This is a genomic window from Pseudomonas sp. THAF187a (genome assembly GCF_009363395.1).
Taxonomy (GTDB): domain Bacteria; phylum Pseudomonadota; class Gammaproteobacteria; order Pseudomonadales; family Pseudomonadaceae; genus Aquipseudomonas; species Aquipseudomonas khazarica.
Map to the genome: position 1 here is coordinate 1071195 of NZ_CP045349.1, position 21643 is coordinate 1092837.

At 63.8% G+C, this 21643-nt stretch carries 19 protein-coding genes; 10 read left to right on the forward strand and 9 right to left on the reverse strand.

What is annotated here, in order from left to right; all coding sequences use genetic code 11:
- Window positions 1-20: 20 nt before the first annotated feature.
- Window positions 21-1817 (reverse strand): AmpG family muropeptide MFS transporter, encoded by a 1797-nt coding sequence (locus FIV02_RS04895; protein ID WP_152487958.1) that lies wholly within the window; start codon window positions 1815-1817, stop codon window positions 21-23.
- 42 nt (window positions 1818-1859) lie between these two features.
- Window positions 1860-2252: an MGMT family protein gene (locus FIV02_RS04900; protein ID WP_172979127.1), complete on the reverse strand. Its 393-nt coding sequence runs from the start codon at window positions 2250-2252 to the stop codon at window positions 1860-1862.
- Here FIV02_RS04900 and FIV02_RS04905 point away from each other — a divergent pair.
- Both FIV02_RS04905 and FIV02_RS04910 read left to right on the forward strand, forming a co-directional pair.
- Window positions 2251-3243: a DUF481 domain-containing protein gene (locus tag FIV02_RS04905; protein WP_152490088.1), complete on the forward strand. Its 993-nt coding sequence runs from the start codon at window positions 2251-2253 to the stop codon at window positions 3241-3243. The genes FIV02_RS04900 and FIV02_RS04905 overlap by 2 nt on opposite strands.
- A gap of 149 nt (window positions 3244-3392) precedes the next feature.
- A complete protein-coding gene (locus tag FIV02_RS04910; RefSeq protein ID WP_037046705.1) occupies window positions 3393-4406 on the forward strand; it encodes a DUF481 domain-containing protein in 1014 nt (337 codons plus the stop codon).
- Between the two features lie 68 nt (window positions 4407-4474).
- Here FIV02_RS04910 and FIV02_RS04915 read toward each other — a convergent pair whose 3' ends face one another.
- Both FIV02_RS04915 and upp read right to left on the reverse strand, forming a co-directional pair.
- On the reverse strand, window positions 4475-5737 hold the full coding sequence (locus tag FIV02_RS04915; RefSeq protein ID WP_037046707.1) for a uracil-xanthine permease family protein: 1263 nt from the start codon (window positions 5735-5737) through the stop codon (window positions 4475-4477).
- Between the two features lies 1 nt (window position 5738).
- Window positions 5739-6377 carry a uracil phosphoribosyltransferase gene (upp, locus tag FIV02_RS04920; RefSeq protein WP_037046710.1) on the reverse strand — a complete coding sequence of 213 codons (639 nt, stop codon included), beginning with the start codon at window positions 6375-6377 and terminating at the stop codon, window positions 5739-5741.
- A 239-nt stretch (window positions 6378-6616) separates the two neighbouring features.
- Here upp and FIV02_RS04925 point away from each other — a divergent pair, with 239 nt between their 5' ends.
- The gene (locus FIV02_RS04925) at window positions 6617-7174 is read left to right on the forward strand and encodes a hypoxanthine-guanine phosphoribosyltransferase (RefSeq protein ID WP_037046713.1); all 558 of its coding nucleotides are present in this window, start codon (window positions 6617-6619) and stop codon (window positions 7172-7174) included.
- A 35-nt stretch (window positions 7175-7209) separates the two neighbouring features.
- Here the strand turns inward: FIV02_RS04925 and dauA are convergent, their stop codons facing one another.
- Window positions 7210-8940, reverse strand: coding sequence for a C4-dicarboxylic acid transporter DauA (gene dauA / locus FIV02_RS04930; RefSeq protein WP_152487960.1), 1731 nt, complete (start codon window positions 8938-8940; stop codon window positions 7210-7212).
- A 172-nt stretch (window positions 8941-9112) separates the two neighbouring features.
- Between dauA and FIV02_RS04935 the strand changes: the two genes are divergently transcribed.
- Entirely contained in the window at window positions 9113-9400 is a 288-nt protein-coding gene (locus FIV02_RS04935; RefSeq protein ID WP_037046718.1) for a PA4642 family protein, read from the forward strand.
- A gap of 122 nt (window positions 9401-9522) precedes the next feature.
- Here the strand turns inward: FIV02_RS04935 and rpsT are convergent, their stop codons facing one another.
- The gene (gene rpsT, locus FIV02_RS04940; RefSeq protein WP_003243036.1) at window positions 9523-9801 is read right to left on the reverse strand and encodes a 30S ribosomal protein S20; all 279 of its coding nucleotides are present in this window, start codon (window positions 9799-9801) and stop codon (window positions 9523-9525) included.
- Window positions 9802-9991: 190 nt separating this feature from the next.
- Between rpsT and murJ the strand changes: the two genes are divergently transcribed.
- The 6 genes from murJ (at window position 9992) to ispH (ending at window position 17389) form a co-directional block, all read left to right on the forward strand.
- The gene (murJ, locus tag FIV02_RS04945; RefSeq protein ID WP_037046721.1) at window positions 9992-11527 is read left to right on the forward strand and encodes a murein biosynthesis integral membrane protein MurJ; all 1536 of its coding nucleotides are present in this window, start codon (window positions 9992-9994) and stop codon (window positions 11525-11527) included.
- Window positions 11528-11588: 61 nt separating this feature from the next.
- The gene (gene ribF, locus FIV02_RS04950) at window positions 11589-12539 is read left to right on the forward strand and encodes a bifunctional riboflavin kinase/FAD synthetase (protein WP_152487961.1); all 951 of its coding nucleotides are present in this window, start codon (window positions 11589-11591) and stop codon (window positions 12537-12539) included.
- Window positions 12536-15370, forward strand: a complete 2835-nt coding sequence (gene ileS / locus FIV02_RS04955) for an isoleucine--tRNA ligase (RefSeq protein ID WP_152487962.1) — start codon at window positions 12536-12538, stop codon at window positions 15368-15370. Before ribF ends, ileS begins: the two co-directional genes overlap by 4 nt.
- Window positions 15363-15872, forward strand: coding sequence for a signal peptidase II (gene lspA / locus FIV02_RS04960; RefSeq protein WP_037046727.1), 510 nt, complete (start codon window positions 15363-15365; stop codon window positions 15870-15872). The genes ileS and lspA overlap by 8 nt, the downstream gene beginning before the upstream one ends.
- Window positions 15869-16306 (forward strand): peptidylprolyl isomerase, encoded by a 438-nt coding sequence (locus FIV02_RS04965; protein ID WP_047590269.1) that lies wholly within the window; start codon window positions 15869-15871, stop codon window positions 16304-16306. The genes lspA and FIV02_RS04965 overlap by 4 nt, the downstream gene beginning before the upstream one ends.
- A gap of 138 nt (window positions 16307-16444) precedes the next feature.
- Entirely contained in the window at window positions 16445-17389 is a 945-nt protein-coding gene (gene ispH, locus FIV02_RS04970; protein WP_150608208.1) for a 4-hydroxy-3-methylbut-2-enyl diphosphate reductase, read from the forward strand.
- Window positions 17390-17396: 7 nt separating this feature from the next.
- On the opposite strand, the gene FIV02_RS04975 is transcribed toward ispH, so the two are convergent.
- From FIV02_RS04975 to FIV02_RS04985, 3 genes are read right to left on the reverse strand one after another with little or no spacing between them, the layout of a single operon-like run.
- On the reverse strand, window positions 17397-17831 hold the full coding sequence (locus tag FIV02_RS04975; RefSeq protein ID WP_152487963.1) for a type IV pilin protein: 435 nt from the start codon (window positions 17829-17831) through the stop codon (window positions 17397-17399).
- Window positions 17818-18165 (reverse strand): PilY2 family type 4a fimbrial biogenesis protein, encoded by a 348-nt coding sequence (locus FIV02_RS04980; protein WP_152487964.1) that lies wholly within the window; start codon window positions 18163-18165, stop codon window positions 17818-17820. The genes FIV02_RS04975 and FIV02_RS04980 overlap by 14 nt, the downstream gene beginning before the upstream one ends.
- A 2-nt stretch (window positions 18166-18167) precedes the next feature.
- Window positions 18168-21641, reverse strand: a complete 3474-nt coding sequence (locus tag FIV02_RS04985) for a pilus assembly protein (RefSeq protein WP_152487965.1) — start codon at window positions 21639-21641, stop codon at window positions 18168-18170.
- Between the last annotated feature and the right edge of the window lie 2 nt (window positions 21642-21643).

Below are 21643 nucleotides of genomic sequence, written 5' to 3' on the forward strand. Positions count from 1 at the left end.
GGCTTCTTTTTGCCTGTCGGTCAGGCCTGTTCCGCGTTCGCCGGCGTTGCGGTGACCTGCGGCTGGCGCTTGTCGCGTCGCCACTGGATCAGGATCAGGATCAGCGTCGGTATGCCCATCAGCGCAGTGGCGAAGAAGAACTGCGCATACCCCAGGTGCTCGACCATCACTCCGGAGTAGCCGCCGATCAGGCGCGGCAGCAGCAGCATGATGGAGCTGAGCAGGGCGTACTGGGTCGCGGAGAACTTCAGGTTGGTCAGGCTCGACAGGTAGGCGACGAAGGCCGAGGTGGCCAGGCCGGCGCTGAAGTTGTCGCAGCTGATGGTGACGATCAGCATGTTCAGGTGCGGGCCCATGCCGACCAGCATCATGAACAGCAGGTTGGTGGCTGCCGAGGCCACCGCGCCCATCAGCAGGATCGGCATGATGCCGAAGCGCACGATCAGCAGTCCGCCGGCACCCGCGCCGAGCAGGGTCATCACCAGGCCGAAGACCTTGCTGACGCTGGCGATCTGTTCCTTGCTGAAGCCCTGGTCGATGTAGAAGACGTTGGCCATCACCCCCATCACCGTGTCGGACAGGCGATAGGTGGCGATCAGGCTGAGCAGCAGCAGGGCCTGCCAGCGATAGCGCAGGATGAAGTCATTGACCGGCGTCAGCACCGGGGCCATGCCGCCCCAGAACAGGCTGGAGATGGAGAGACCGGTGAGCAGGGTGTAGAGCAGGGCACGCAGGAAGGCGCGATCGTAGTACAGCAGCTCCTGCAGACTCATCTGTCCCTGGAACAGCAGGATCAGGTCGCTTTCGTAGTACTGCGTGAGCATCGCCGGCACGGAGATCAGCAGGATGATCAGCAGCAGTACGGACAGCAACTGATGGAAGAAGCCGTACTTCGCCGCAGCGGTCTTCAGCACCGGCGCCAGGCCGCCCCAGAACAGCCCCGACGCACAGACACAGGCCAGGGTGCTGTAGAGCATGGCGCGGAGGAAGGCGCGGTCGTTGTAGAGCAGCTCCTGCGCACTGACCTCACCCAGCAGCATGGCCACCAGGTCGCTCTGGTAGAACTGGATGAACATCGTCGGTACGGCAATCACCAGCACGATGACCGTCGCGATCGCCAGCAACTGGTGGAAGAAACCGTGCTTGGGTGGCGCCGCGTGGATGTGTGGCGGTGCTGGTGGCTCGCGCATCCAGATGGAGGTCAGCAGGCCGGGGAGCATCAGCAGGCCGAAGACCAGGTAGGTGCCGGTCCAGGCGCCGAAGCGGTAGTTGTCCGCCGTCGAGCCGAAGCCCTCGGCGAAGTACAGCGCGCCCGCCGTCGCCAGCAGTGCGGCGACGCGATAGCCGGTCATGTAGGCGGCCGCCAGGGCTGCCTGGTGTTCGTCACCGAGGATCTCCAGGCGATAGGCATCGACGGCGATGTCCTGGGTGGCCGAGGCGAAGGCGACCAGCACGGCCAGGGCGATCAGCGACGACAGGTGCGTCTGCGGGTCGAAGTTGGCCATGCCGACCAGGCCAATGGCGACCAGGCCCTGCGCCAGCACCAGCCAGGAACGGCGTCGTCCCAGCTTGCCCAGCAACGGCAGGCGCCACTGATCGAGCATCGGCGCCCAGACCCACTTGAAGGCATAGGCCAGGCCGATCAGGCTGGCGAAACCGATGGTTTCACGCGCCACGCCGGCTTCGCGCAGCCACACCGACAGGGTCGAGAACACCAGCATGTAGGGCAGGCCGGCAGCGAAGCCGAGAAGCAGCAGGGCCAGGGTGGCGGGGTTGGCGTAGGTCGCGAGGGCTTCTCGCCAGGATTTGCGTGGCATCAGGCTCGAGTCTGGGTCGGGGGGAGGTTGGTAGGGCGCACTCTAACTGCTGCGCTCCATCGGGCGCCAGCCGTGGCGGCGCATATCCACACGTTCGTTCAGGATGCTGATGCCTTCCGCACGCAAGCGCGCGCGCTGCTCGGCGCCCGACGGGCTGCCGGCGGCCAGGCTCAGACGTCCGCCTGCGGCGATCACGCGGTGCCAGGGCAGACGGGTACCTTCGGGCAACTGGCTCAGCGTGCGACCAACCCAGCGCGCTGCGCGGCCCAGGCCGGCCAGCTGAGCCAGCTCGCCGTAGCTGACGACCTTGCCCTGCGGAATCTGCGCCAGCACCAGATACAGTGCCTCGCGACGCGCCTCCGCGCTTGCCGGTGGTGATCCCGGCCATGCAGACTCTGGCGGTTTCGATTTACCCATGAGATTCGTCCTTATCATGCGCGTACTGCTTGCCTGCTTCCTGATTGCCCTGGCTGCTCCGGCCTGGGCCGACACCGTGTGGTTGAACAATGGCGACCGCCTCAGCGGCGAAATCATCCTGCTCGACGGCGGCAAGCTGGCGCTCAAGACCCGCTATGCCGGCCAGGTGCTCATCGACTGGAAGGATATCGACACCCTGAGTTCGGACAAGCCCCTATTGGTGCGTCGCAGCGGTTTCGACAACGAACGCAGCGAAAGGTTGGCCGCCGCCGGCAGCGGAATGGTCCGGGTGCAGGGGGCGCGGGAATACACCCTGCCGCTGGCGCAGATCACCCGCCTGGTGCCGCCACGACCGTTGCTGGAGGATAACGTCTGGGAGGGCAACCTCGATGCCAAGCTGGACATGAAGCGCAACCAGAACGATGTCGATGAATGGAAGCTCAAGGGCAACACCCGCGTGGAGCACGGGCGCTGGCGCCATGTGCTCAGTGGCGAACTGGAGCACGAGACCAAGAACGGCAGGAAGGTCGAGGACAACTGGGAGCTGGAATACGATCTCGACCGCTTCTTCACCCAGCACTGGTTCTGGCGTGGTGGCATCGAGCAGAGTGAGGACGAGTTCGAGTCCATCCAGCGGCAGCGCATCGTCGGCACGGGCCCTGGGTATCGCTTCTGGGACGACGAGCTCGGCCGCTTCGACCTGATCGCCCAGTTCAACCGGGTGCGCCTGGAATCGGATGTCGACGACCTGGCATTCAATACCAGCTCGCTGGAACTGGACTACAAGCGCCTGCTGTGGGGAACCCGCTTCGAGTTCTACGCCAATGCCGAGTTGCAGGTTCCGCATATCGACGAGATCGACTACGTACTCGACAGCGAGTTCGGCCTGCGCTACCGCGTCAACCAGTGGGCGCGCCTGTCGCTGCTGTACGAGCTCGATCAGGTGCGTGGCCAGGGCAGGACGGTTGCCGATCGACATTATCTGATCGGTATCGGCGTGGGCTGGTGACGGCGTGTCGCCCGACGGAGTGCCGCCCAGCGGAACGCCGTCCGGCAGATAAAGCTGAACTCTGGGTATTCCGGCGGGTCAGCTGTTGCTCTGTCGCCGGGCTTGCGGATAATGCCCGGCCTTCGCCCACCAACGCCTTCGCCCAACCTATGTCTCGCTCTACATCGCTGTCCCTGCTTGGCCTGAGCATCGCTCTGTGCAGTTCCGCTTCCTTCGCCGATACCGTCTGGTTGAAGAACGGCGACCGCCTCACCGGCACCATCCGCGTCTTCGACGGCAGCCGGCTGCTGCTGCAGACCGACTACGGCGGTTCCATTGCGCTGGACTGGAAGAAGATCGCCACCCTGGAAAGTGATCACGAGCTGCTGGTCAAACTCGGCCCGCTCGAGGGGGAACGAGCCAAGTCGCTGCTGGCCGCCGAGCCGGGCAAGGTGACCCTGGCCAACGGCGAGGCGCCGAAGACCGTCGAGCTGGCGCAGATCGAGCAGATCATGAAGCCCAAGCCGCTGGTGGAGGATTTCGTCTGGAAGGGCAACGTCGACCTCGGCCTGGACTACAAGCGTGGTGAGCGCGACTCCGACGACTACGACGTCGACATCAAGACCCAGGCGCGCCACGGACGCTGGCGGCACAACGCGCTGGCCGACTACAACCGTGAGTTGAAGGACGGTGTGGTCAGCACCGACAACTGGAGTGCGGAGTACGCGCTGGACCGCTTCCTCAACGAGAAACTGTTCTGGCAGGGCCGCTTCGAGTACAAGCGCGACCGCGTCGAGGAGGTCGAGCGTCAGCGCACCATCGGTACGGGCCCGGGCTACCAGTTCTGGGATGACGAGCTGGGTGCCTTCTCCGTCGCCACCCTGGCCAACCGCAGCGACTACCGCTACAGCAATGGTGAGCAGGACCGCTTCTACGCGCTGAGCGTGAAATGGGATTACAACCGCTACCTGGTCGGCAAGACCGTCCAGCTGTTCAGCGTCGGTGAGGTCGGCCGGCCACTCAATGGCGCCGCCGAATACAGCCTGGATGCCGAGGTCGGCCTGCGCTACAAGGTCACCGACTGGGCATCGCTGAACATGAAGGCGGAAAAGGACATCGTCAGCGGCGCCGAAGGCGATCTGGACGAGACCCGCTATACCCTGGGCTTCGGCGTCGGCTGGTAAGGACCGTCGCGAGCCCGCTGCAACGAAAAAGCCCGCGACCTGGTCGCGGGCTTTTCTTTACGGCGGGGTCACGCGTCTTCGAGGTCGCGGTTGCGCCAGCCGGCACCGCCAGGGAGCAGCAGGTTGAGCAGCAGCGCGCTGATGGCGCACAGGGAGATCCCCGACAGGGCGAACTCCTGGCCGCCGATGACCATGCCACCGATGCCGAAGACCAGGGTCACCGAGACGATGATCAGGTTGCGTGCTTCAGACAGGTCGACCTGATGGCGGATCAGGGTGTTCAGGCCCACCACCGCGATGGAGCCGAACAGCAGGCAGAGGATGCCGCCCATCACCGGCACCGGAATGCTCTGCAGAGCCACGCCGAACTTGCCGATGAAGGCCAGGGCGATGGCGAACACGGCGGCCCAGGTCATGATCTTCGGGTTGTAGCTCTTGGTCAGCATCACCGCACCGGTCACTTCGGCGTAGGTGGTGTTGGGCGGGCCACCGAACAGGCCGGCGGCCGAGGTGGCCAGGCCGTCGCCGAGCAGGGTGCGGTGCAGGCCGGGCTTCTTCACGAAGTTCTTGCCGGTGACGTTACCGATAGCCACCACGCCGCCGATGTGCTCGATGGCCGGTGCCAGCGCGACCGGCACCATGTACAGGATGGCGCCCCAGTGCAGCTCCGGCGCGATGAAGTTGGGCATGGCGATCCAGGCGGCCTGGCTCACGGCGCTGCTGTCGATCACGCCGAGCAGGGCGGCAATCGAGCAGCCAACGGCGATGCCGGCGAGAATCGGTACCAGGCGGAAGATGCCACGGCCGAGCACGGCGACCAGCACGGTGGTGATCAGCGCCGGCATCGAGATCAGCATGGCGGTCTGGTACGGCACCAGTTCCACGCTGCCGTCACCGGCCTTGCCCATGGCCATGTTCACCGCGACCGGTGACAGCGCCAGGCCGATGGAGATGATCACCGGTGCGATCACCACCGGCGGCAGCAGGCGGTCGATGAAGCTCGGGCCGCGCAGTTTGACCACCACCGACAGCAGGATGTAGACCAGACCCGCGGCGATGATCCCGCCCATCACGGCCGGCAGGCCGAACTCGCCCTTGGCGGCCAGGATCGGTGCGATGAAGGCGAAGCTGGAGGCGAGGAAAACCGGCACCTGGCGTTTGGTCACCAGCTGGAACAGCAGGGTGCCGATGCCAGCGGTGAACAGCGCGACGTTGGGGTCCATGCCGGTGATCAGCGGCATCAGCACCAGCGCGCCGAAAGCCACGAAGAGCATCTGTGCGCCGGAGATGCCCTGGCGCCACAGCGGATCGTTGAATTCCGTCTGCGACATGTCAGGCGTCCTTCTGCTTGGTGCCGAAGATCTTGTCGCCCGCATCGCCCAGGCCCGGGATGATGTAACCGTGCTCGTTCAGGCACTGGTCGATGGAGGCGGTGAAGATGGTCACATCGGGATGCGCCTTCTCGACCGCTTCGATGCCCTCGGGGGCAGCGACCAGGACCATGGCGCGGATGTCCTTGCAGCCGGCTTTCTTCAGCAGGTCGATGGTGGCGACCATGGAGCCGCCGGTGGCCAGCATCGGGTCGATGATCAGGGCCAGGCGCGAGTCGATCTCCGGTGCGAGCTTCTCCAGGTAGGTGTGCGCCTCGAGTGTCTGCTCGTTGCGCGCCACGCCCACGGCACTGACCTTGGCACCGGGAATCAGGCTGAGCACGCCATCGAGCATGCCGATGCCGGCACGCAGGATCGGCACGACGGTGATCTTCTTGCCGGCGATCTTCTCGACCTGCACGGCGCCCGCCCAGCCTTCGATCTCGTAGGCTTCCAGCGGTAGGTCGTTGGTCGCTTCGTAGGTCAGCAGGGCGCCTACTTCCTGGGCCAGCTCACGGAAATTCTTGGTGCTGATATCGGCGCGGCGCATCAGGCCGATCTTGTGACGGATCAGCGGATGGCGGATCTCGCGAGTGGGCATGGGCTGGGATCTCCAACGGGGCTCTGGGAAAAATCGCGTTAGATTAAAGCATTGCTCGTGCCAAGTGGTGGGTGACTTGCGGGTCACGGCACACGGCGTCCTGCATGGGCTACGCTGGTCAGGCGAGACTTGGCAAGCGCTGTCCAGGTCTGTACCTTTGCCCGCTTTTATTTGACGACTCGATCAGCTTTCAGGCTGTTCAGCGCCATTCATCAGCCCGATCAAGAGAGAACGCCATCATGTCCGCCGATCTCGCGCATATCCGCCAAGTCATGGCGGAAGCCGACTGCCTGTTCACCGACGCCCAGGTCGAAGCGGCCATCGACAAGGTCGCCGGCCAGATCAATGCCGAACTGGCCGAGAGCAACCCGGTGGTGTTCTGCGTGATGAACGGCGGGCTGATCTTCTCCGGCAAGCTGCTGCCTAAGCTGAACTTCCCGCTCGAGGCGTCCTACCTGCACGCGACCCGTTACCGCAATGAAACCAGCGGTGGCGAACTGTTCTGGAAGGCCAAGCCGGAAGTCTCGTTCATCGACCGCGACGTGCTGATCATTGACGACATCCTCGACGAGGGGCATACCCTCGGCGCCATCATCGACTTCTGCCACCATGCCGGTGCCCGTGCCGTGCACACTGCGGTGTTGATCGACAAGGAGCATGACCGCAAGGCGCGCCCGGACCTGAAGGCCAACTACGTCGGTCTGCAGTGCATCGACCGCTACATCTTCGGCTACGGCATGGACTACAAGGGATACTGGCGCAACGCTGCCGGCATCTTCGCGGTCAAGGGCCTGTAAGCCGCTGCCCCGCCTTGGGCGTGTGCCATGCGCGCCTAGGCTTCCTGAGGTTTTTCCCCCAACCAGCGCAACGCCTTCGCGCGCGCCTGTGCCAGGTCGCGCACGTAGGCCAGTTCGCCTTCGCGGCGCAGCACCCCGGCGCGACGCAGCTGCAGGCGCACCTGAGCCGTCGCGCCGCTGAGGATCAGTGCCACGTTCTGCTGCCGATAGTCGCGCAGGACGTTGTCCAGTGCGGCCAGGGCCGTCATGTCCAGCAGCGGTACGGCGGTGATGTCGACGATCACGATGCGCACCCCCGGCGTGAAGCGGCGCAGCACGCTCAGCGCCTTTTCCGCCGCACCGAAGAACAGCGGGCCACGGATGGCGTAAGCCAGCACGTGCTCGGGCAGGTCCTGCAGGACCTGGCGCTGCTGGCGGTTGAGGCTCGCGGTGTCGGTCAGTTCGCTCATGCGCTTGATGAACAGCCCGGCGGCCAGCAGCAGGCCGACGCCCACGGCCAGCACCATGTCGAACAGCACCGTCAGCACCAGGCAGACGAGCAGCACCAGCACATCGCTGCGCGGCGCGATGCGCAGGGTGTGTAGGACATGCTGCGGCTCGCTCATGTTCCACGCCACCATCAGCAGCAACGCCGCCAGCGCGGCCATCGGCAGATAGCTGAACAGCGGTGCCAGCAGCAGGATCGCCGCCAGCACCACGCCGGCATGCACCAGGGCGGCCAGTGGCGAGAAGGCACCGGCACGCACGTTGGCAGCGGTGCGGGCGATGGCGGCAGTGGCGGTGATGCCGCCGAAGAAGGGCGCGGCCAGGTTGCCCAGTCCCTGGCCGATCAGTTCGGCATTGGGGTCGTGCTTGCTGCCGGTCATGCCGTCGGCGACCACGGCGCAGAGCAGCGATTCGATGGCGCCCAGCATGGCGATGGCGAATGCCGGGGCCAGCAGTTGGCGGATCAGTTCGAAGGACAGCGTCAGGGGTTGGCCGTCGGCGCCGGGCAGGCTCCAGGGTAGGGCCAGGTCCGGCAGGAACGGCGGGATGCCAGGGTATTCGACGCCATCGAGCTGATAGCTGAAGCGCTCGCCGAGTGTTGCCACGGGCAGCCCGAGCTGCTCCAGGGCGAGCGCCAGCAGTGCACCAAGCGCCAGGGCGACCAGATGCGCGGGGACTTTCGGCACCAGACGCGGCCAGATCAGTAGCGTTGCCAGGGCCGCTGCGCCGACCAGGCTGTCGCCCGGTTGCAGGCCGGGCAGGGCCTGCGCCAGCAGCTTCAGCTGTTCCAGCAGGTGATGGGGTGTGCTGGCCAGGTGCAGGCCGAACAGGTCTTTGATCTGCAGGATGGCGATGACGATGCCGATGCCGGCGGTAAAGCCCAGTGTCACCGGGTAGGGCACGAACTCGATCAGGCGCCCGGCGCGCAGCAGTCCCAGGGCGATCAGAATGGCTCCGGCGAGCATCGTGCATAGCAGCAGGCCGCCGAGGCCGTACCGCTGGGTGATCGGCAGGAGGATCACCACGAAGGCGGCCGTGGGGCCGCAGATGTTGAAGCGCGAGCCACCGCACAGGGCAATCAGCGGCGCCGCGATCAGGACGGTGTAGAGGCCGTGCTGGGGCGCCACACCCACGGCGATGGCCAGCGCCATGGCCAGGGGAATGGCGATGATGCCGACCGTCAGGCCGGCGCTCAGGTCGCCACGCAGGGCCTTCCACGAATAACCGGCGCGCCGGGTCTGGCGCCAGGCGGCGAACAGCGGTAACGATTGACGTGACATGCTGGCTCCAGGGTGGCTTGGCGCATTATAGGAGCCAGGATGCCGGGCGCGGTATGACCTAGGTCGGCTGTTGCGGCAGTCGTGCCGGTGTTAGCGTGTCCGGCTGCGCGTTGAGCAGCGCCCGGCTCGGCGGTACACTGCCGGCCCTCTGTAATGCTGGCGGGAGCAGGCGATGCGTAAAGACAAGAAGCAGGTGATTGGCGAAGAAATCAGCGATGACTCGATCAAGCTGTTCCTTGCGGTGGAACCGGCGGACGCCACGCCGCCGTCGCTGCACAAGCTGGTCAAGGCCTACCGTGGCCTGCGTGTCGATGACTTCGAGCGCTTCGTGGGCTTCTTCGTGGCCGCCGGCCATGATCTCGCCGCGACGGATGCGCAGGGCAACGACTTCGTTGCGCTGATCCAGGACCAGCGCAATGCCGAGCCTTACATCGAGGTGATCAAGGCCGCGCGCGGCTGAGGGCCTTGCAGAAAAATGCCCGCCTCCCTGGGAGCGCGGGCATTTTTTATGGCCTGCGGAGCAGGAATCCGGGGCAATAAAAAACCGGCCACAGGGGCCGGTTTTTCAAGAACCTGTCGCGATCAGGCGGCAGCAGCTTCGCCCAGCGCCTTGATGTGCGCGTTCAGGCGGCTCTTGTGACGAGCGGCTTTGTTCTTGTGGATGATGCCTTTGTCAGCCATGCGGTCGATGACCGGAACGGCTGCGGTGTAAGCGGTCTTGGCAAGCTCGAGATCCTTGGCAGCAATAGCCTTGACCACGTTCTTGATGTAGGTACGGACCATCGAGCGCAGGCTGGCGTTATGGCTACGGCGCTTCTCAGCCTGTTTGGCGCGTTTTTTGGCAGAAGGTGAGTTGGCCACCGTCAAGCTCCTCGAAAACTGGGGGGTTTACACAAATTAAGGCCGCGAATCATGCCGACATGACTATCGGCTGTCAAGTCCGCGGGTGCTTTTCGCCGCTGGCCTGACCAGCGGTGGCTCGCTACACTCGACGCTTTTGCGAGCGGCGGATTGTCCACGTTCGCCGCCGTTCGGAAAAGCCCTGACCTCCATGAATCTGCTCAAATCCCTGGCCGCCGTCAGCTCTCTGACCATGGTTTCCCGCGTGCTGGGCTTCGTGCGTGACACCATCATCGCCCGTACCTTCGGTGCCGGGGTGGCGTCGGACGCCTTCGTCGTGGCCTTCAAGCTGCCCAACCTGCTGCGTCGCATCTTCGCCGAGGGCGCGTTCTCCCAGGCCTTCGTGCCTATTCTGGCGGAGTACAAGATGCAGCAGGGCGAGGAGGCCACGCGCACCTTCGTCGCCTATGTCTCCGGCCTGCTGACGCTGGTGCTGGCGCTGGTGACCGCCATCGGCGTACTGGCCGCCCCCTGGATCGTCTGGGCCTCGGCGCCGGGCTTCGCCGAGGATGGCGAGCGTTTCGGGCTGACCGTCGATCTGTTGCGGGTGACCTTTCCTTATATATTGCTGATTTCTCTGTCCTCGCTGGCCGGCGCCATCCTCAATACCTGGAACCGCTTCTCGGTGCCGGCCTTCGTGCCGACCCTGCTCAACGTCAGCATGATCGTCTTCGCGCTGTTCCTGACCCCCTATTTCGACCCGCCGATCATGGCACTCGGCTGGGCGGTACTGGCTGGTGGCGTGGCGCAACTGGTCTGGCAGCTTCCGCACCTGAAACGGATCGGTATGCTGGTCCTGCCGCGGCTGAACTTCTCCGACCTCGGCGTGTGGCGGGTGCTGAAACAGATGGGGCCGGCGATCTTCGGCGTCTCGGTGAGCCAGATCTCGCTGATCATCAACACCATCTTCGCCTCGTTCCTGGTGGCCGGCTCGGTGTCCTGGATGTACTACGCCGATCGCCTGATGGAGCTGCCCTCCGGGGTGCTGGGCGTGGCGCTGGGGACCATCCTCCTGCCGGCGCTGTCCAAGACCTACGCCAGTCGCGACCGTGAGGAGTACCGGCGCCTGCTCGATTGGGGCCTGCGCCTGTGCTTCCTGCTGGTGCTGCCCAGTGCGCTGGCGCTGGCGGTGCTGGCCGAGCCGTTGACCGTGTCGCTGTTCCAGTACGGCAAATTCAGCGCCACCGATGCGCTGATGACCCAGCAGGCGCTGATCGCCTATTCCATCGGGCTGCTCGGCATCATCCTGGTGAAGATTCTCGCGCCCGGCTTCTACGCGCAGCAGAACATCAAGACGCCGGTGAAGATCGCCGTGGTGACGCTGCTCTTCACCCAGCTGATGAACCTGGCGCTGGTCGGCCCGCTGGCGCACGCCGGCCTGGCGCTGGCGATCAGCCTGGCGGCCTGCCTCAACGCCGGCCTGCTGTACTGGCAGCTGCGCCGCGCCGACATCTTCCGCCCGTTGCCCGGCTGGGGCCTGTTCCTGCTCAAGCTGGTGCTGGCGGTGGTAGCCATGGTCGCGGTGTTGCTGGGCTTGCTGCAGGTCATGCCGGCCTGGGCCGATGGCGAGATGCCGCTGCGCCTGTTGCGCCTCGCGGGGCTGGTGGTCGCCGGCCTGATCACCTACTTCGGCATGTTGCTGCTGCTGGGATTCCGTCTGCGCGACTTTGCCCGACGGGCGCTTTGACGCCTGTTGTGCATGGCGTGCTGTGCGTATAATCGGCCACTTTGTGAACAAGAAGCGTGCTATGCAGCTGGTTCGAGGTCTTCATAACCTGCAGTCCCAGGCGCGGGGCTGTGTGGTCACCATCGGTAATTTCGACGGCGTTCATCGTGGGCACCAGGCCATTCTGGCGCGCCTGCGTGAGCGTGCCGCGGAGTTGGCCGTGCCCAGTTGCGTGGTGATCTTCGAGCCGCAGCCGCGAGAATTCTTCGGCCCGGATACCGCTCCGGCGCGCCTGACCCGCCTGCGTGACAAGCTTGCCCTGCTGGCTGCGGAAGGCGTCGATATGGTGCTGTGCCTGGCCTTCAATCGCCGACTGCGGGAGTTGTCGGCGGCCGAGTTCGTGCAGCGCGTGCTGGTCGATGGGCTCAAGGTCAGGGACTTGGAGATCGGCGACGATTTCCGCTTCGGTTGCGACCGGGCCGGCGATTTCGAGTTTCTCAAGGCGGCTGGCCAGCGTCATGGCTTCAGCGTCGATGCCTCGACCACGGTCGAGGTGCGCGGTGGCCGGGTCAGCAGCACACGCGTGCGTCAGGCGCTGGCCGATGGCGATTTCGAACTGGCCGAAGCCCTGCTGGGGCGGCCGTTTCGCATCGTCGGGCGGGTGCTGCACGGGCAGAAGCTCGGTCGCCAGCTGAATGCCCCCACTGCCAATATCCAGCTCAAGCGGCGCAAGGTGCCGCTGACCGGCGTCTATCTGGTGAGCTGTGACGTCGATGGCGTGATTCAACCAGGCGTCGCCAATATTGGCGTGCGCCCCAGCGTTGCCGGTGACGGCAGCGCCCATCTGGAAGTACACCTTCTGGATTTTGCCGGCGATCTGTATGGCCGGCGCCTCTCGGTGGCTTTCCACCACAAGCTGCGTGATGAGCAGCGTTTCGCCTCGCTGGAGACTTTGAAGGCGGCAATTGCCGCCGATATTGCAACTGCCCGTGAATATTGGCAGAGCCACCCGCTGATGAAGAGTCCGACATGACCGATTACAAAGCCACGCTGAACCTGCCCGACACCCCCTTCCCGATGAAGGCTGGCCTGCCGCAACGCGAGCCGCAGACCCTGCAGCGCTGGATTGATATTGGCCTGTACGAGAAGCTGCGCAAGGCGGGTGAGGGGCGTCCGAAGTTCATCCTGCACGACGGCCCCCCCTACGCCAACGGCAGCATTCACATCGGCCACGCGCTGAACAAGATCCTCAAGGACATCATCACCCGTTCCAAGACCATGGCCGGCTTCGACGCGCCCTACGTGCCGGGCTGGGACTGCCACGGCCTGCCGATCGAGCACAAGGTCGAGACCACCTTCGGCAAGAACCAGCCGGCCGACCTGACCCGCGAGCGCTGCCGTGCCTATGCCGCCGAACAGGTGGAAGAGCAGAAGGCCGGTTTCGTCCGCCTTGGCGTGCTGGGTGACTGGGACAACCCCTACCTGACCATGAACTTCGCCAACGAGGCCGGCGAGATCCGCGCCCTGGCCGAGATGGTCAAGAACGGTTTCGTGTTCAAGGGCCTCAAGCCGGTCAACTTCTGCTTCGACTGTGGCTCGGCGCTGGCCGAGGCCGAAGTCGAGTACATGGACAAGAAGTCCGAAGCCATCGACGTCGCCTTCCCGGTCGCCGATGCCGACAAGCTGGCCGCCGCCTTCGGTCTGGCCAGCCTGAGCAAGCCGGCCGCCATCGTCATTTGGACCACCACGCCCTGGACCATCCCGGCCAACCAGGCGCTGAACGTGCATCCGGAATTTACCTACGCCCTGGTCGACGTCGGTGACCGTCTGCTGCTGCTGGCCGAAGAGATGGTGGAAAGCTGTCTGCAGCGCTACGACCTGCAGGGCGAGGTGGTGGCCACCGCGCCGGGCGCGGCGCTGGACCTGATCAACTTCCGCCACCCGCTGTACGAGCGTCTGTCGCCGGTGTACCTGGCCGACTACGTCGAGCTGGGCGCCGGTACCGGTATCGTTCACTCCGCACCCGCCTACGGCGAGGACGACTTCCGTACCTGCAAGGCGTACGGCATGAGCAACGACGACATCCTCAACCCGGTGCAGAGCAACGGCGTGTACGCCGAGTCGCTGCCGTTCTTCGGCGGCCAGTTCATCTGGAAGGCCAACCCGGCCATCGTCAGCAAGCTCGAAGAAGCCGGTGCGCTGCTCAAGCACGCCACCATCAGCCACAGCTACATGCACTGTTGGCGCCACAAGACGCCGTTGATCTACCGCGCCACCGCGCAGTGGTTCGTCGGCATGGACAGCCAGCCGAAGGAGGGTGGCACCCTGCGTGAGCGCTCGCTGGCGGCCATCGAACAAACCAAATTCGTCCCGGCCTGGGGACAGGCGCGTCTGCACAGCATGATCGCCGGGCGTCCGGACTGGTGCATCTCGCGTCAGCGCAACTGGGGCGTGCCGATCCCGTTCTTCACCCACAAGGAGAGCGGCGAGCTGCACCCGCGCACCGTCGAACTGATGGAAGAGGTGGCGGGGCGCGTCGAGCAGGAGGGCATCGAAGCCTGGTTCAAGCTTGACGCCGCCGAGCTGCTGGGCGCCGAGGCCGAGCAGTACGACAAGAGCCGCGACACCCTGGACGTGTGGTTCGATTCCGGCACCACCCACTGGCACGTGCTGCGCGGCTCCCACGCCGACCTGGCGCACCGCAGCGGTCCGGTGGCCGACCTCTATCTGGAAGGTTCCGACCAGCACCGCGGCTGGTTCCATTCCTCCCTGCTGACCGGCTGCGCCATCGACGGCCACGCGCCGTACAAGGAACTGCTGACCCACGGCTTCACCGTCGACGAGCAGGGCCGCAAGCAGTCCAAGTCGCTCGGCAACGTGGTCGCGCCGCAAAAGGTGATCGACAGCATGGGCGCCGACATCCTGCGCCTGTGGGTAGCATCGACCGACTACTCCGGCGAGATGGCCGTTTCCGACCAGATCCTGCAGCGCAGTGCCGACGCCTACCGCCGCATCCGCAACACCGCGCGCTTCATGCTGGCCAACCTCAACGGTTTCGACCCGGCCAGGGACCTGCTGCAACCCGAGCAGATGCTCGACCTCGACCGCTGGGCGGTGGACGCCACCGCGCGCCTGCAGGACGAGCTGACCGAGGCCTACGGCGAGTACCGCTTCTGGAACGTCTACTCCAAGGTGCACAACTTCTGCGTGCAGGAGCTGGGCGGCTTCTACCTGGACATCATCAAGGACCGCCAGTACACCACGGCGGCCGACAGCGTGGCGCGTCGCTCCTGCCAGAGCGCGCTGTTCCACATCTGTGAGGCGCTGGTGCGCTGGGTGGCGCCGATCCTGGCGTTCACCGCCGAGGAAATCTGGCAGTTCCTGCCGGGTGAGCGCGCCGAGTCGGTGATGCTGGCCACCTGGTACGAGAACCTGGCGCGTCTGCCGCAAGGCTTCGAGCTGGATCAGGCCTATTGGCAGCGCGTGATGGACGTCAAGGGCGCGGTCAACAAGGAACTGGAGGCCATGCGTGCGAGCAAGACCATCGGCGCCAGCCTGCAGGCTGAGGTCACCCTGTTCAGCGACGACGCCCTCAGCGGCGATCTGGCCAAGCTCGGCGACGAGCTGCGCTTCGCGCTGATCACCTCCGCTGCCACCACCGCGCCCCTGGCGGATGCGCCGGCCGATGCCGTCAGCACCGAGGTGCCGGGCCTGAAGCTGAGGATCGTCAAGTCCGCGCATGCCAAGTGCGGTCGTTGCTGGCACCTGCGTGCCGACGTCGGCAGCCACGCCGCGCATCCGGAACTGTGCAGCCGCTGCGTGAGCAACATCGAGGGTGACGGCGAGGTGCGCAAGCATGCCTGAGTCTTCGCGTTTCGGGCACTTGCCCTGGCTGCTGCTGAGCGTGCTGATCCTGGTCGTCGACCGGGTCAGCAAGGACTTCTTCGAAGGCAGCCTGAGCATGTACCAGCGTATTCAGGTCATCCCTGACTACTTCGACTGGACCCTGGCCTACAACACCGGCGCGGCATTCAGCTTCCTGGCGGATGCCGACGGCTGGCAGCGCTGGTTCTTCGCCGCCATCGCCATCGTGGTCAGCGTCGTGCTGGTGGTCTGGGTCAAGCGTCTCAAGCGCCACGAAACCCTCCTCGCCGTGGCGCTGGCCATGGTCCTGGGCGGTGCGCTGGGTAACCTGTACGACCGCGTCGTGCTCGGTCATGTGGTCGATTTCATCCTGGTGCACTGGCAGAACCGCTGGTTCTTCCCGGCGTTCAACCTGGCCGACACCTTCATCACCCTCGGCGCCATCCTGCTGGCACTGGATATGTTCAAGAGCGACAAGTCCGCGAAGGAGGCTGCGCAATGAGCGACGTACGCATCGGCCCGGATCGCGAGGTCACCCTGCATTTCGCCCTCAAGCTGGAAAACGGCGATGTGGTCGACAGCACGTTCGACAAGCAGCCGGCCACCTTCAAGGTCGGCGATGGCAACCTGTTGCCGGGCTTCGAACAGGCGCTGTACGGCTTCAAGGCCGGCGACAAGCGCAGCGTGCAGGTCCAGCCGGAGCAGGGCTTCGGCCAGCCCAACCCGCAGAACGTGCAGGTCATGCCGCGCAGCCAGTTCGAGGGCATGGAGCTGTCCGAGGGCTTGCTGGTGATCTTCAATGACGCCGCCAATGCCGAGCTGCCGGGTGTGGTCAAAGCCTTCGACGACGCTCAGGTGACCATCGATTTCAACCACCCGCTGGCAGGCAAGGTGCTGCAGTTCGATGTGGAAATCATCGAGGTCAAAGCGCTCTAACCGGTCGTGCTGACCCTGTAGGAGCGGCTTCAGCCGCGAGCTCTTCTTGCAGCCTGCGCGTATTCCGCGCAGGCTGCGACTTTCGGGATCACTCAAGTGCCTTGTGCCGATCCTTCGTTTTATCGCGAGACGCCTTGTATGCATATCAAACTCGCCAATCCCCGTGGCTTCTGCGCCGGTGTCGACCGCGCCATCGAGATCGTCAACCGTGCCCTGGAGGTATTCGGTCCGCCGATCTACGTGCGTCATGAAGTGGTGCACAACAAGTTCGTGGTCGAGGACCTGCGCGCCCGTGGCGCGGTGTTCGTCGAGGAACTGGATCAGGTGCCGGACGACGTCATCGTCATCTTCAGTGCGCACGGTGTTTCCAAGGCGGTGCGCGACGAGGCGGCGAACCGTGGTCTCAAGGTCTTCGACGCCACCTGCCCGCTGGTGACCAAGGTGCACATGGAAGTGGTGCGCTACAGCCGTGAAGGTCGCGAGTGCATCCTCATCGGCCACGAAGGCCACCCGGAAGTCGAGGGCACCATGGGCCAGTATGACGCCAGCAACGGTGGCGCCATCTACCTGGTGGAGGACGAGGCGGACGTCGCCGAATTGCAGGTGCGCGACCCGCAGAACCTGGCGTTCGTGACCCAGACCACCTTGTCGATGGACGATACCAGCAAGGTGATCGACGCCCTGCGCGCCAGATTCCCTGCCATTGGCGGGCCGCGCAAGGACGACATCTGCTATGCCACGCAGAACCGCCAGGACGCGGTCAAGCAGCTCGCCAGCGAGTGCGATGTGCTGCTGGTGGTCGGCAGCCCGAACAGCTCCAACTCCAATCGCCTGCGCGAACTGGCCGAGCGCATGGGCACGCCGGCCTACCTCATCGACGGCGCCGAAGACCTCAAGTCCGAGTGGTTTGACGGTGTGGCGGGTGTAGGTATCACCGCCGGTGCCTCTGCCCCGGAAGTCCTGGTGCGCGGTGTGGTGGAACAACTCCGCGCCTGGGGCGCAGAAGGGGAGTGCGAACTGGAGGGGCGGCCGGAGAACGTGACGTTCTCCATGCCGAAGGAGTTGAGGGTTAAGGCGATCTGAGGGGGCGTTATTTCCAGCAGTCGGATAGCGCTCCACTACCAGTCTTGCTCTTGGCACCCGCATGGTTCAGACCCAGGGTTCCGCATTCGCTGTCACGGCTGGCCTGTACGCCTTGAGGAACCACGGTCATGCTGTATTCGACGGTGGAAGCACTATTGGCGATGGTCAGCTGATAGAAGTTGTTGGCTGAGCGCCCCGCCGCGCGTCCTCCCGTTGCGGTGTAGCCCAGCTCTGCCACTGTAGTCGCATAGCGATTGTTCTGGGTCATGAAACGTTCCTGGCGCGCTGCTGCCTCCTGCAGCAGCGCCATGCCTTCGGTACGGTTCGAGCGCGTGACGTACTGCTGGTAACTGGGAATGGCAATGGCCGCCAGCACACCAATGATCATCACTGCAATCATCAGCTCGATCAGGGTAAAACCCGAGTTCTTAGTTCTGTTCATTCGCTCGCTCTCTCAGCAGTTCCTGCACTTCCTCGGGGCTCGGTTGCAGCAAGATGGCGACCGACTCGATCTTGGCAATGCTACCTGACTCGGTTCCGGAAAACGCGATGACGGTGCCTATCTGGAGCTGATAGATCACCGGACCGGCATTGACCAGCAGGCTCTCGGTCACCGAGTTGGGCAGCAGGTAAGTGCGATCATCGATCCTGATCTTGGACTGTGCCAGGTTTATGTCCTGCACGGCGCCAGTGGCTTCAAAGGTTTGAGCCTGGGCCGAAGCATGGGCCATCCATAGCCCACACACGCTGACAAATATGAAAAGGAACTTTTTCATTGTTACTCTCCCAGTACTCGCCAGGTCTGGCGGCCTCTTGAGGCGGGACCGAAGTCCAGCACTTCCTTCTGAACGCCACCATCGGTGTTGAAGAATGCCTGAGTCCCCACGACCGCTGGGGAGCCGAAGCCCGGTATGCGAACACTGGACACGACCTGGCCGTTGTAGGAGTCGTCTGCGGTCACGTAGTTGTTGCCGGTCAGGTCGAGCACGTTGAAGTCAGTGGCCCCACCGGTGCGACCGTCGATTGCCAGGAACCAGCGGTCGATGCCCGAGCTGCATGGGTCCGAGTTCGGCACCGTGGTTGCTGCGAGCAGTACGTTCCCGCGCGATGTCAGCGGCGTGGTGACGAGCTCCCCTTTCAGCGTGTTGCCTTCCTTCAGGTCCAGGAACCAGCCGTACTTGTTGACGTTGGTGCCATTCATCCACTGAATGGGGTTCTTGCTGATTGTGCGAATTTCACGGCTGCGGGACGAGCTGTTGTCACTGTCCGTGAAGGTACTGGTTACCGAGGTGCTTATCGTCTGGGCAACCAGGTTGCTGCGTGCCACGCTTGGCGTTGAGCTGGCGGTTTCCCCGGCCGTCTGGCGATCCCATATGCCATAAAGTGACATCGCGACGGAGGTATTGGCCTGAGAGTCCGTGGTTTCGAAGTACTTGCCGGTACCAAAGCCCACGATGTAGCCAGTGCCCGATGGGTGGCGAACCAGCGCCGGTGCTGCGGTGATCGGCTGTCGAGTCGAGCCGTCACTGGCAAGAGCCGTGTACAGCGGGTTTCCGCCAAACGCGACCTTGAAAGTGCTGGCGTTGACATTGGCTGTGTTCTGCAGTGGTGACGATTTGCTGGCATCGAACAGGTCGAAACGCCAGAGGTTGCCAGTGAGATCGCCGGCATAGACGTAGTCGGTGACCAGGTCCCCGTTGATGTCTACAGCCCTCGGCGAGGACAGGCCATTGATGGTGCCGGCGGTGCCCACCGTGAATTTCCGGGTGACCGTGCCATCAACTGCATCAAGAATGAACAGGGCCGCGCGGTCGTTGGTGCTGTTGTAGCCGTTGGCGAGGATTACGCCCCACTTGCCATTGTGCAGTTTGCTGATGATGGGTTCGGGAAAGGTGAAGCCAAGGTCCGCATCGGCAGTGGAGCTGAACTCCCACAGCAGCGAGATATTGTTGGGGTCGGTGATGTCCAGAGCGAAAACCGAACGGCCGCCGCCACGCAGTGTGCCGACCAGAATGGTCCTCCAATTCGTGCCGTCGAATATGTCACTCACTACGGGCGTGCCGTCAACATAGAACTGGTGGGTGTAGCTCTTGTCTGTCAGCAGATTGAGCTTTTCGATCACCGCCGTTGGTACATAGGCAAATACTTCGCTGCCCGAGGCGTCGAACGCATGCAGCATGCCGTCATTCGCGCCAACGTAGATCCGTTTGGCCCGGTTGGCCTTGCTGAGGGCGAAGTTGTTGTAGGACTGGGCGCCAGAGCTGCCAGCGGCCTGGTCCATCAGGTTGGGCACCCGGTCTGGCGCTCCTACCGCAATCGGGCTGGAGTGGATGATGTCCCCCAGCAGGTGCTCCCGAGTGCGGAACGTGCTGGTCTCCAGGCTGCGGTCGCCGCGGATATAGTTCACGCGGGACTCCCCGCGGGTATCTGCTACCCCAGCAGCGGTACGATTGAGCGTCGTTTGCTGCGCCGTGGACAGATTGCTCCACAGGAACGGCTGCAACGTCCCGTTCTGGTTGAACATGATGGTGCGCGATGCAGGTGAGCGACTGTTCAGTGGGTCACGCGCATTCCAGGCAAACGTCAGGAGTCCGTTGCTGTCCACGTCATACTTGACCAGTTCGCCGCTCCAGTTCTTGCTGGAAAAGCGTGCGTAGTAGGCCTCGTTGTCGAATGTGGCGACTGCCGACTCCAGCGAGGCCGCAGAGGCCGATGTATCGCGGGCGGCAATGCGATTGAGGATGGTCTGGAAGGCCGCCACCATGTCGTTCGGCGAGTCGACGCTGAAGAATTCGCCCCTAGAGTTGAGTGCCGCGTGCCAAAGCTCGTACACGTTTTGCGATTGGTTGCTGGCCGGCTGAGGCCAGTCTACGAGTCCCTGGCGCAGGCGGTCATAGTCGCCTTCGAACGTACTGCCGCCCCAGGCTGGGTTGGTCAGGCTACGAGTCAAGCCCAGGCCCAGCGTATAGGTCACCATATGTTGCCAGGTGGCCGGGTTGTTGCGAGGGTCCCAGTACTGGGTCGCTGGGTCGGCGTTGGTGGCCGGGATGAAGGGTTTCAGGCCGTTCGCCAGGTTCGTATTCGCATCCTCGGCCCAGTACTTGAATGCCAAGTCTGCCAGGGTGTTCTCATCGTTACGGCTGGCACCGTCACGGAACGGCGCTCTTGCTGTATAGGCTGTACCATCAGGCAATGTTCGGCTGGTCCCGTCGGTATCACCCACATCGGTGGATAGACTCCCATTCCACAGACCATCGGTCATTAAAATATGGTAGGTGGAGCGGCAGGAATACTGTGGTGACGTTGTTGTGCCAGGGGCATAGGCCCAAGGGCCGTTGACGCCGGTAGTCGAGAGAAAGTTACCTGCCCGCTGAGCTGCGGCGCGTAGGGGGGTGCCCCCACTTGCAGGCAGATCGGCCAACCAGGAGAAGAAGCCCTCGCGATGCTGGTTGGCAAAGTTGCGCAGGTAGTTGGAATAGCTGTTGTCGGCGCCGCTGCAGTTGCCAGAACCAATGCTTCTGCAAGTGTTGAGCATCTGCCAGGTGACGCGGACGTTGTCGGGGAGTGACAGGAACGCCAGATTGGCGGCCGAGGCTGTCGCTAGCGTACGAGTCCTGTAGAACGAATACCAGTTCGCGAAGTTCTGCTGTTCGGCACTGCTGACCCACACCAGCCGGTAACAGTCATCGTCTTCAAGTGTGCCATTACAGTTACTGAGAGAGTTGTCGCGAACGTAATAATATGCGGCAGATGCCCGACCGGTTCGGTTGAAATCACTTGAAGGGTGATTCGCCTGGCTCTGGGAGGTGCTGTCGGGTGTATGGGTAGTCGTTACGAGGTAGTTGTTTGAAAGATTTATAGAGCCCAGGTTGGGCTTGAAACCGTTGATATAGGCCTGTGTATAGCTGGTGGTGTATTCCGTTGTAGAAATCAACCCCGTGCGACTGTTGAAGGTCACGCTCTTGGGGCGGGCGTAAGTCGTATTGGGGTTGTAGTACATCGGGTTATAGTCCGATGATCTGAATCTGCGGGTCGTAGACCTTCCCGAGATGCTATCCGGAGCAAAGGCATAGGCCATGGAACCGGAGTCGTCCAGCGTCACCAGCAGGTTGGGGGCAACACCTTCGGTCAGGAACAGCGGTTCCTGACCGATAGTCAGTCCAGCCGCCTGGGTCGACTGGGCAGCCATGAGCATGGCGGTTACCAATGCACTACTGAGCGCTGTCTTGGCTGTGAATTGTGTGGTCTTCATGT

Excerpts from the sequence above, each read along its gene's own strand:
- FIV02_RS04985 (WP_152487965.1), bottom strand. The coding sequence starts at position 21,641 with ATGAAGACCACACAATTCACAGCCAAGACAGCGCTCAGTAGTGCATTG.
- FIV02_RS04975 (WP_152487963.1), bottom strand. The coding sequence starts at position 17,831 with ATGAACAGAACTAAGAACTCGGGTTTTACCCTGATCGAGCTGATGATT.
- FIV02_RS04895 (WP_152487958.1), bottom strand. The coding sequence starts at position 1,817 with ATGCCACGCAAATCCTGGCGAGAAGCCCTCGCGACCTACGCCAACCCC.
- FIV02_RS04900 (WP_172979127.1), bottom strand. The coding sequence starts at position 2,252 with ATGATAAGGACGAATCTCATGGGTAAATCGAAACCGCCAGAGTCTGCA.
- ribF (WP_152487961.1), top strand. The coding sequence starts at position 11,589 with ATGCAGCTGGTTCGAGGTCTTCATAACCTGCAGTCCCAGGCGCGGGGC.
- FIV02_RS04935 (WP_037046718.1), top strand. The coding sequence starts at position 9,113 with ATGCGTAAAGACAAGAAGCAGGTGATTGGCGAAGAAATCAGCGATGAC.
- murJ (WP_037046721.1), top strand. The coding sequence starts at position 9,992 with ATGAATCTGCTCAAATCCCTGGCCGCCGTCAGCTCTCTGACCATGGTT.
- FIV02_RS04980 (WP_152487964.1), bottom strand. The coding sequence starts at position 18,165 with ATGAAAAAGTTCCTTTTCATATTTGTCAGCGTGTGTGGGCTATGGATG.
- ispH (WP_150608208.1), top strand. The coding sequence starts at position 16,445 with ATGCATATCAAACTCGCCAATCCCCGTGGCTTCTGCGCCGGTGTCGAC.
- dauA (WP_152487960.1), bottom strand. The coding sequence starts at position 8,940 with ATGTCACGTCAATCGTTACCGCTGTTCGCCGCCTGGCGCCAGACCCGG.
- FIV02_RS04910 (WP_037046705.1), top strand. The coding sequence starts at position 3,393 with ATGTCTCGCTCTACATCGCTGTCCCTGCTTGGCCTGAGCATCGCTCTG.
- FIV02_RS04925 (WP_037046713.1), top strand. The coding sequence starts at position 6,617 with ATGTCCGCCGATCTCGCGCATATCCGCCAAGTCATGGCGGAAGCCGAC.
- ileS (WP_152487962.1), top strand. The coding sequence starts at position 12,536 with ATGACCGATTACAAAGCCACGCTGAACCTGCCCGACACCCCCTTCCCG.
- FIV02_RS04905 (WP_152490088.1), top strand. The coding sequence starts at position 2,251 with ATGCGCGTACTGCTTGCCTGCTTCCTGATTGCCCTGGCTGCTCCGGCC.
- FIV02_RS04965 (WP_047590269.1), top strand. The coding sequence starts at position 15,869 with ATGAGCGACGTACGCATCGGCCCGGATCGCGAGGTCACCCTGCATTTC.
- upp (WP_037046710.1), bottom strand. The coding sequence starts at position 6,377 with ATGCCCACTCGCGAGATCCGCCATCCGCTGATCCGTCACAAGATCGGC.
- FIV02_RS04915 (WP_037046707.1), bottom strand. The coding sequence starts at position 5,737 with ATGTCGCAGACGGAATTCAACGATCCGCTGTGGCGCCAGGGCATCTCC.
- lspA (WP_037046727.1), top strand. The coding sequence starts at position 15,363 with ATGCCTGAGTCTTCGCGTTTCGGGCACTTGCCCTGGCTGCTGCTGAGC.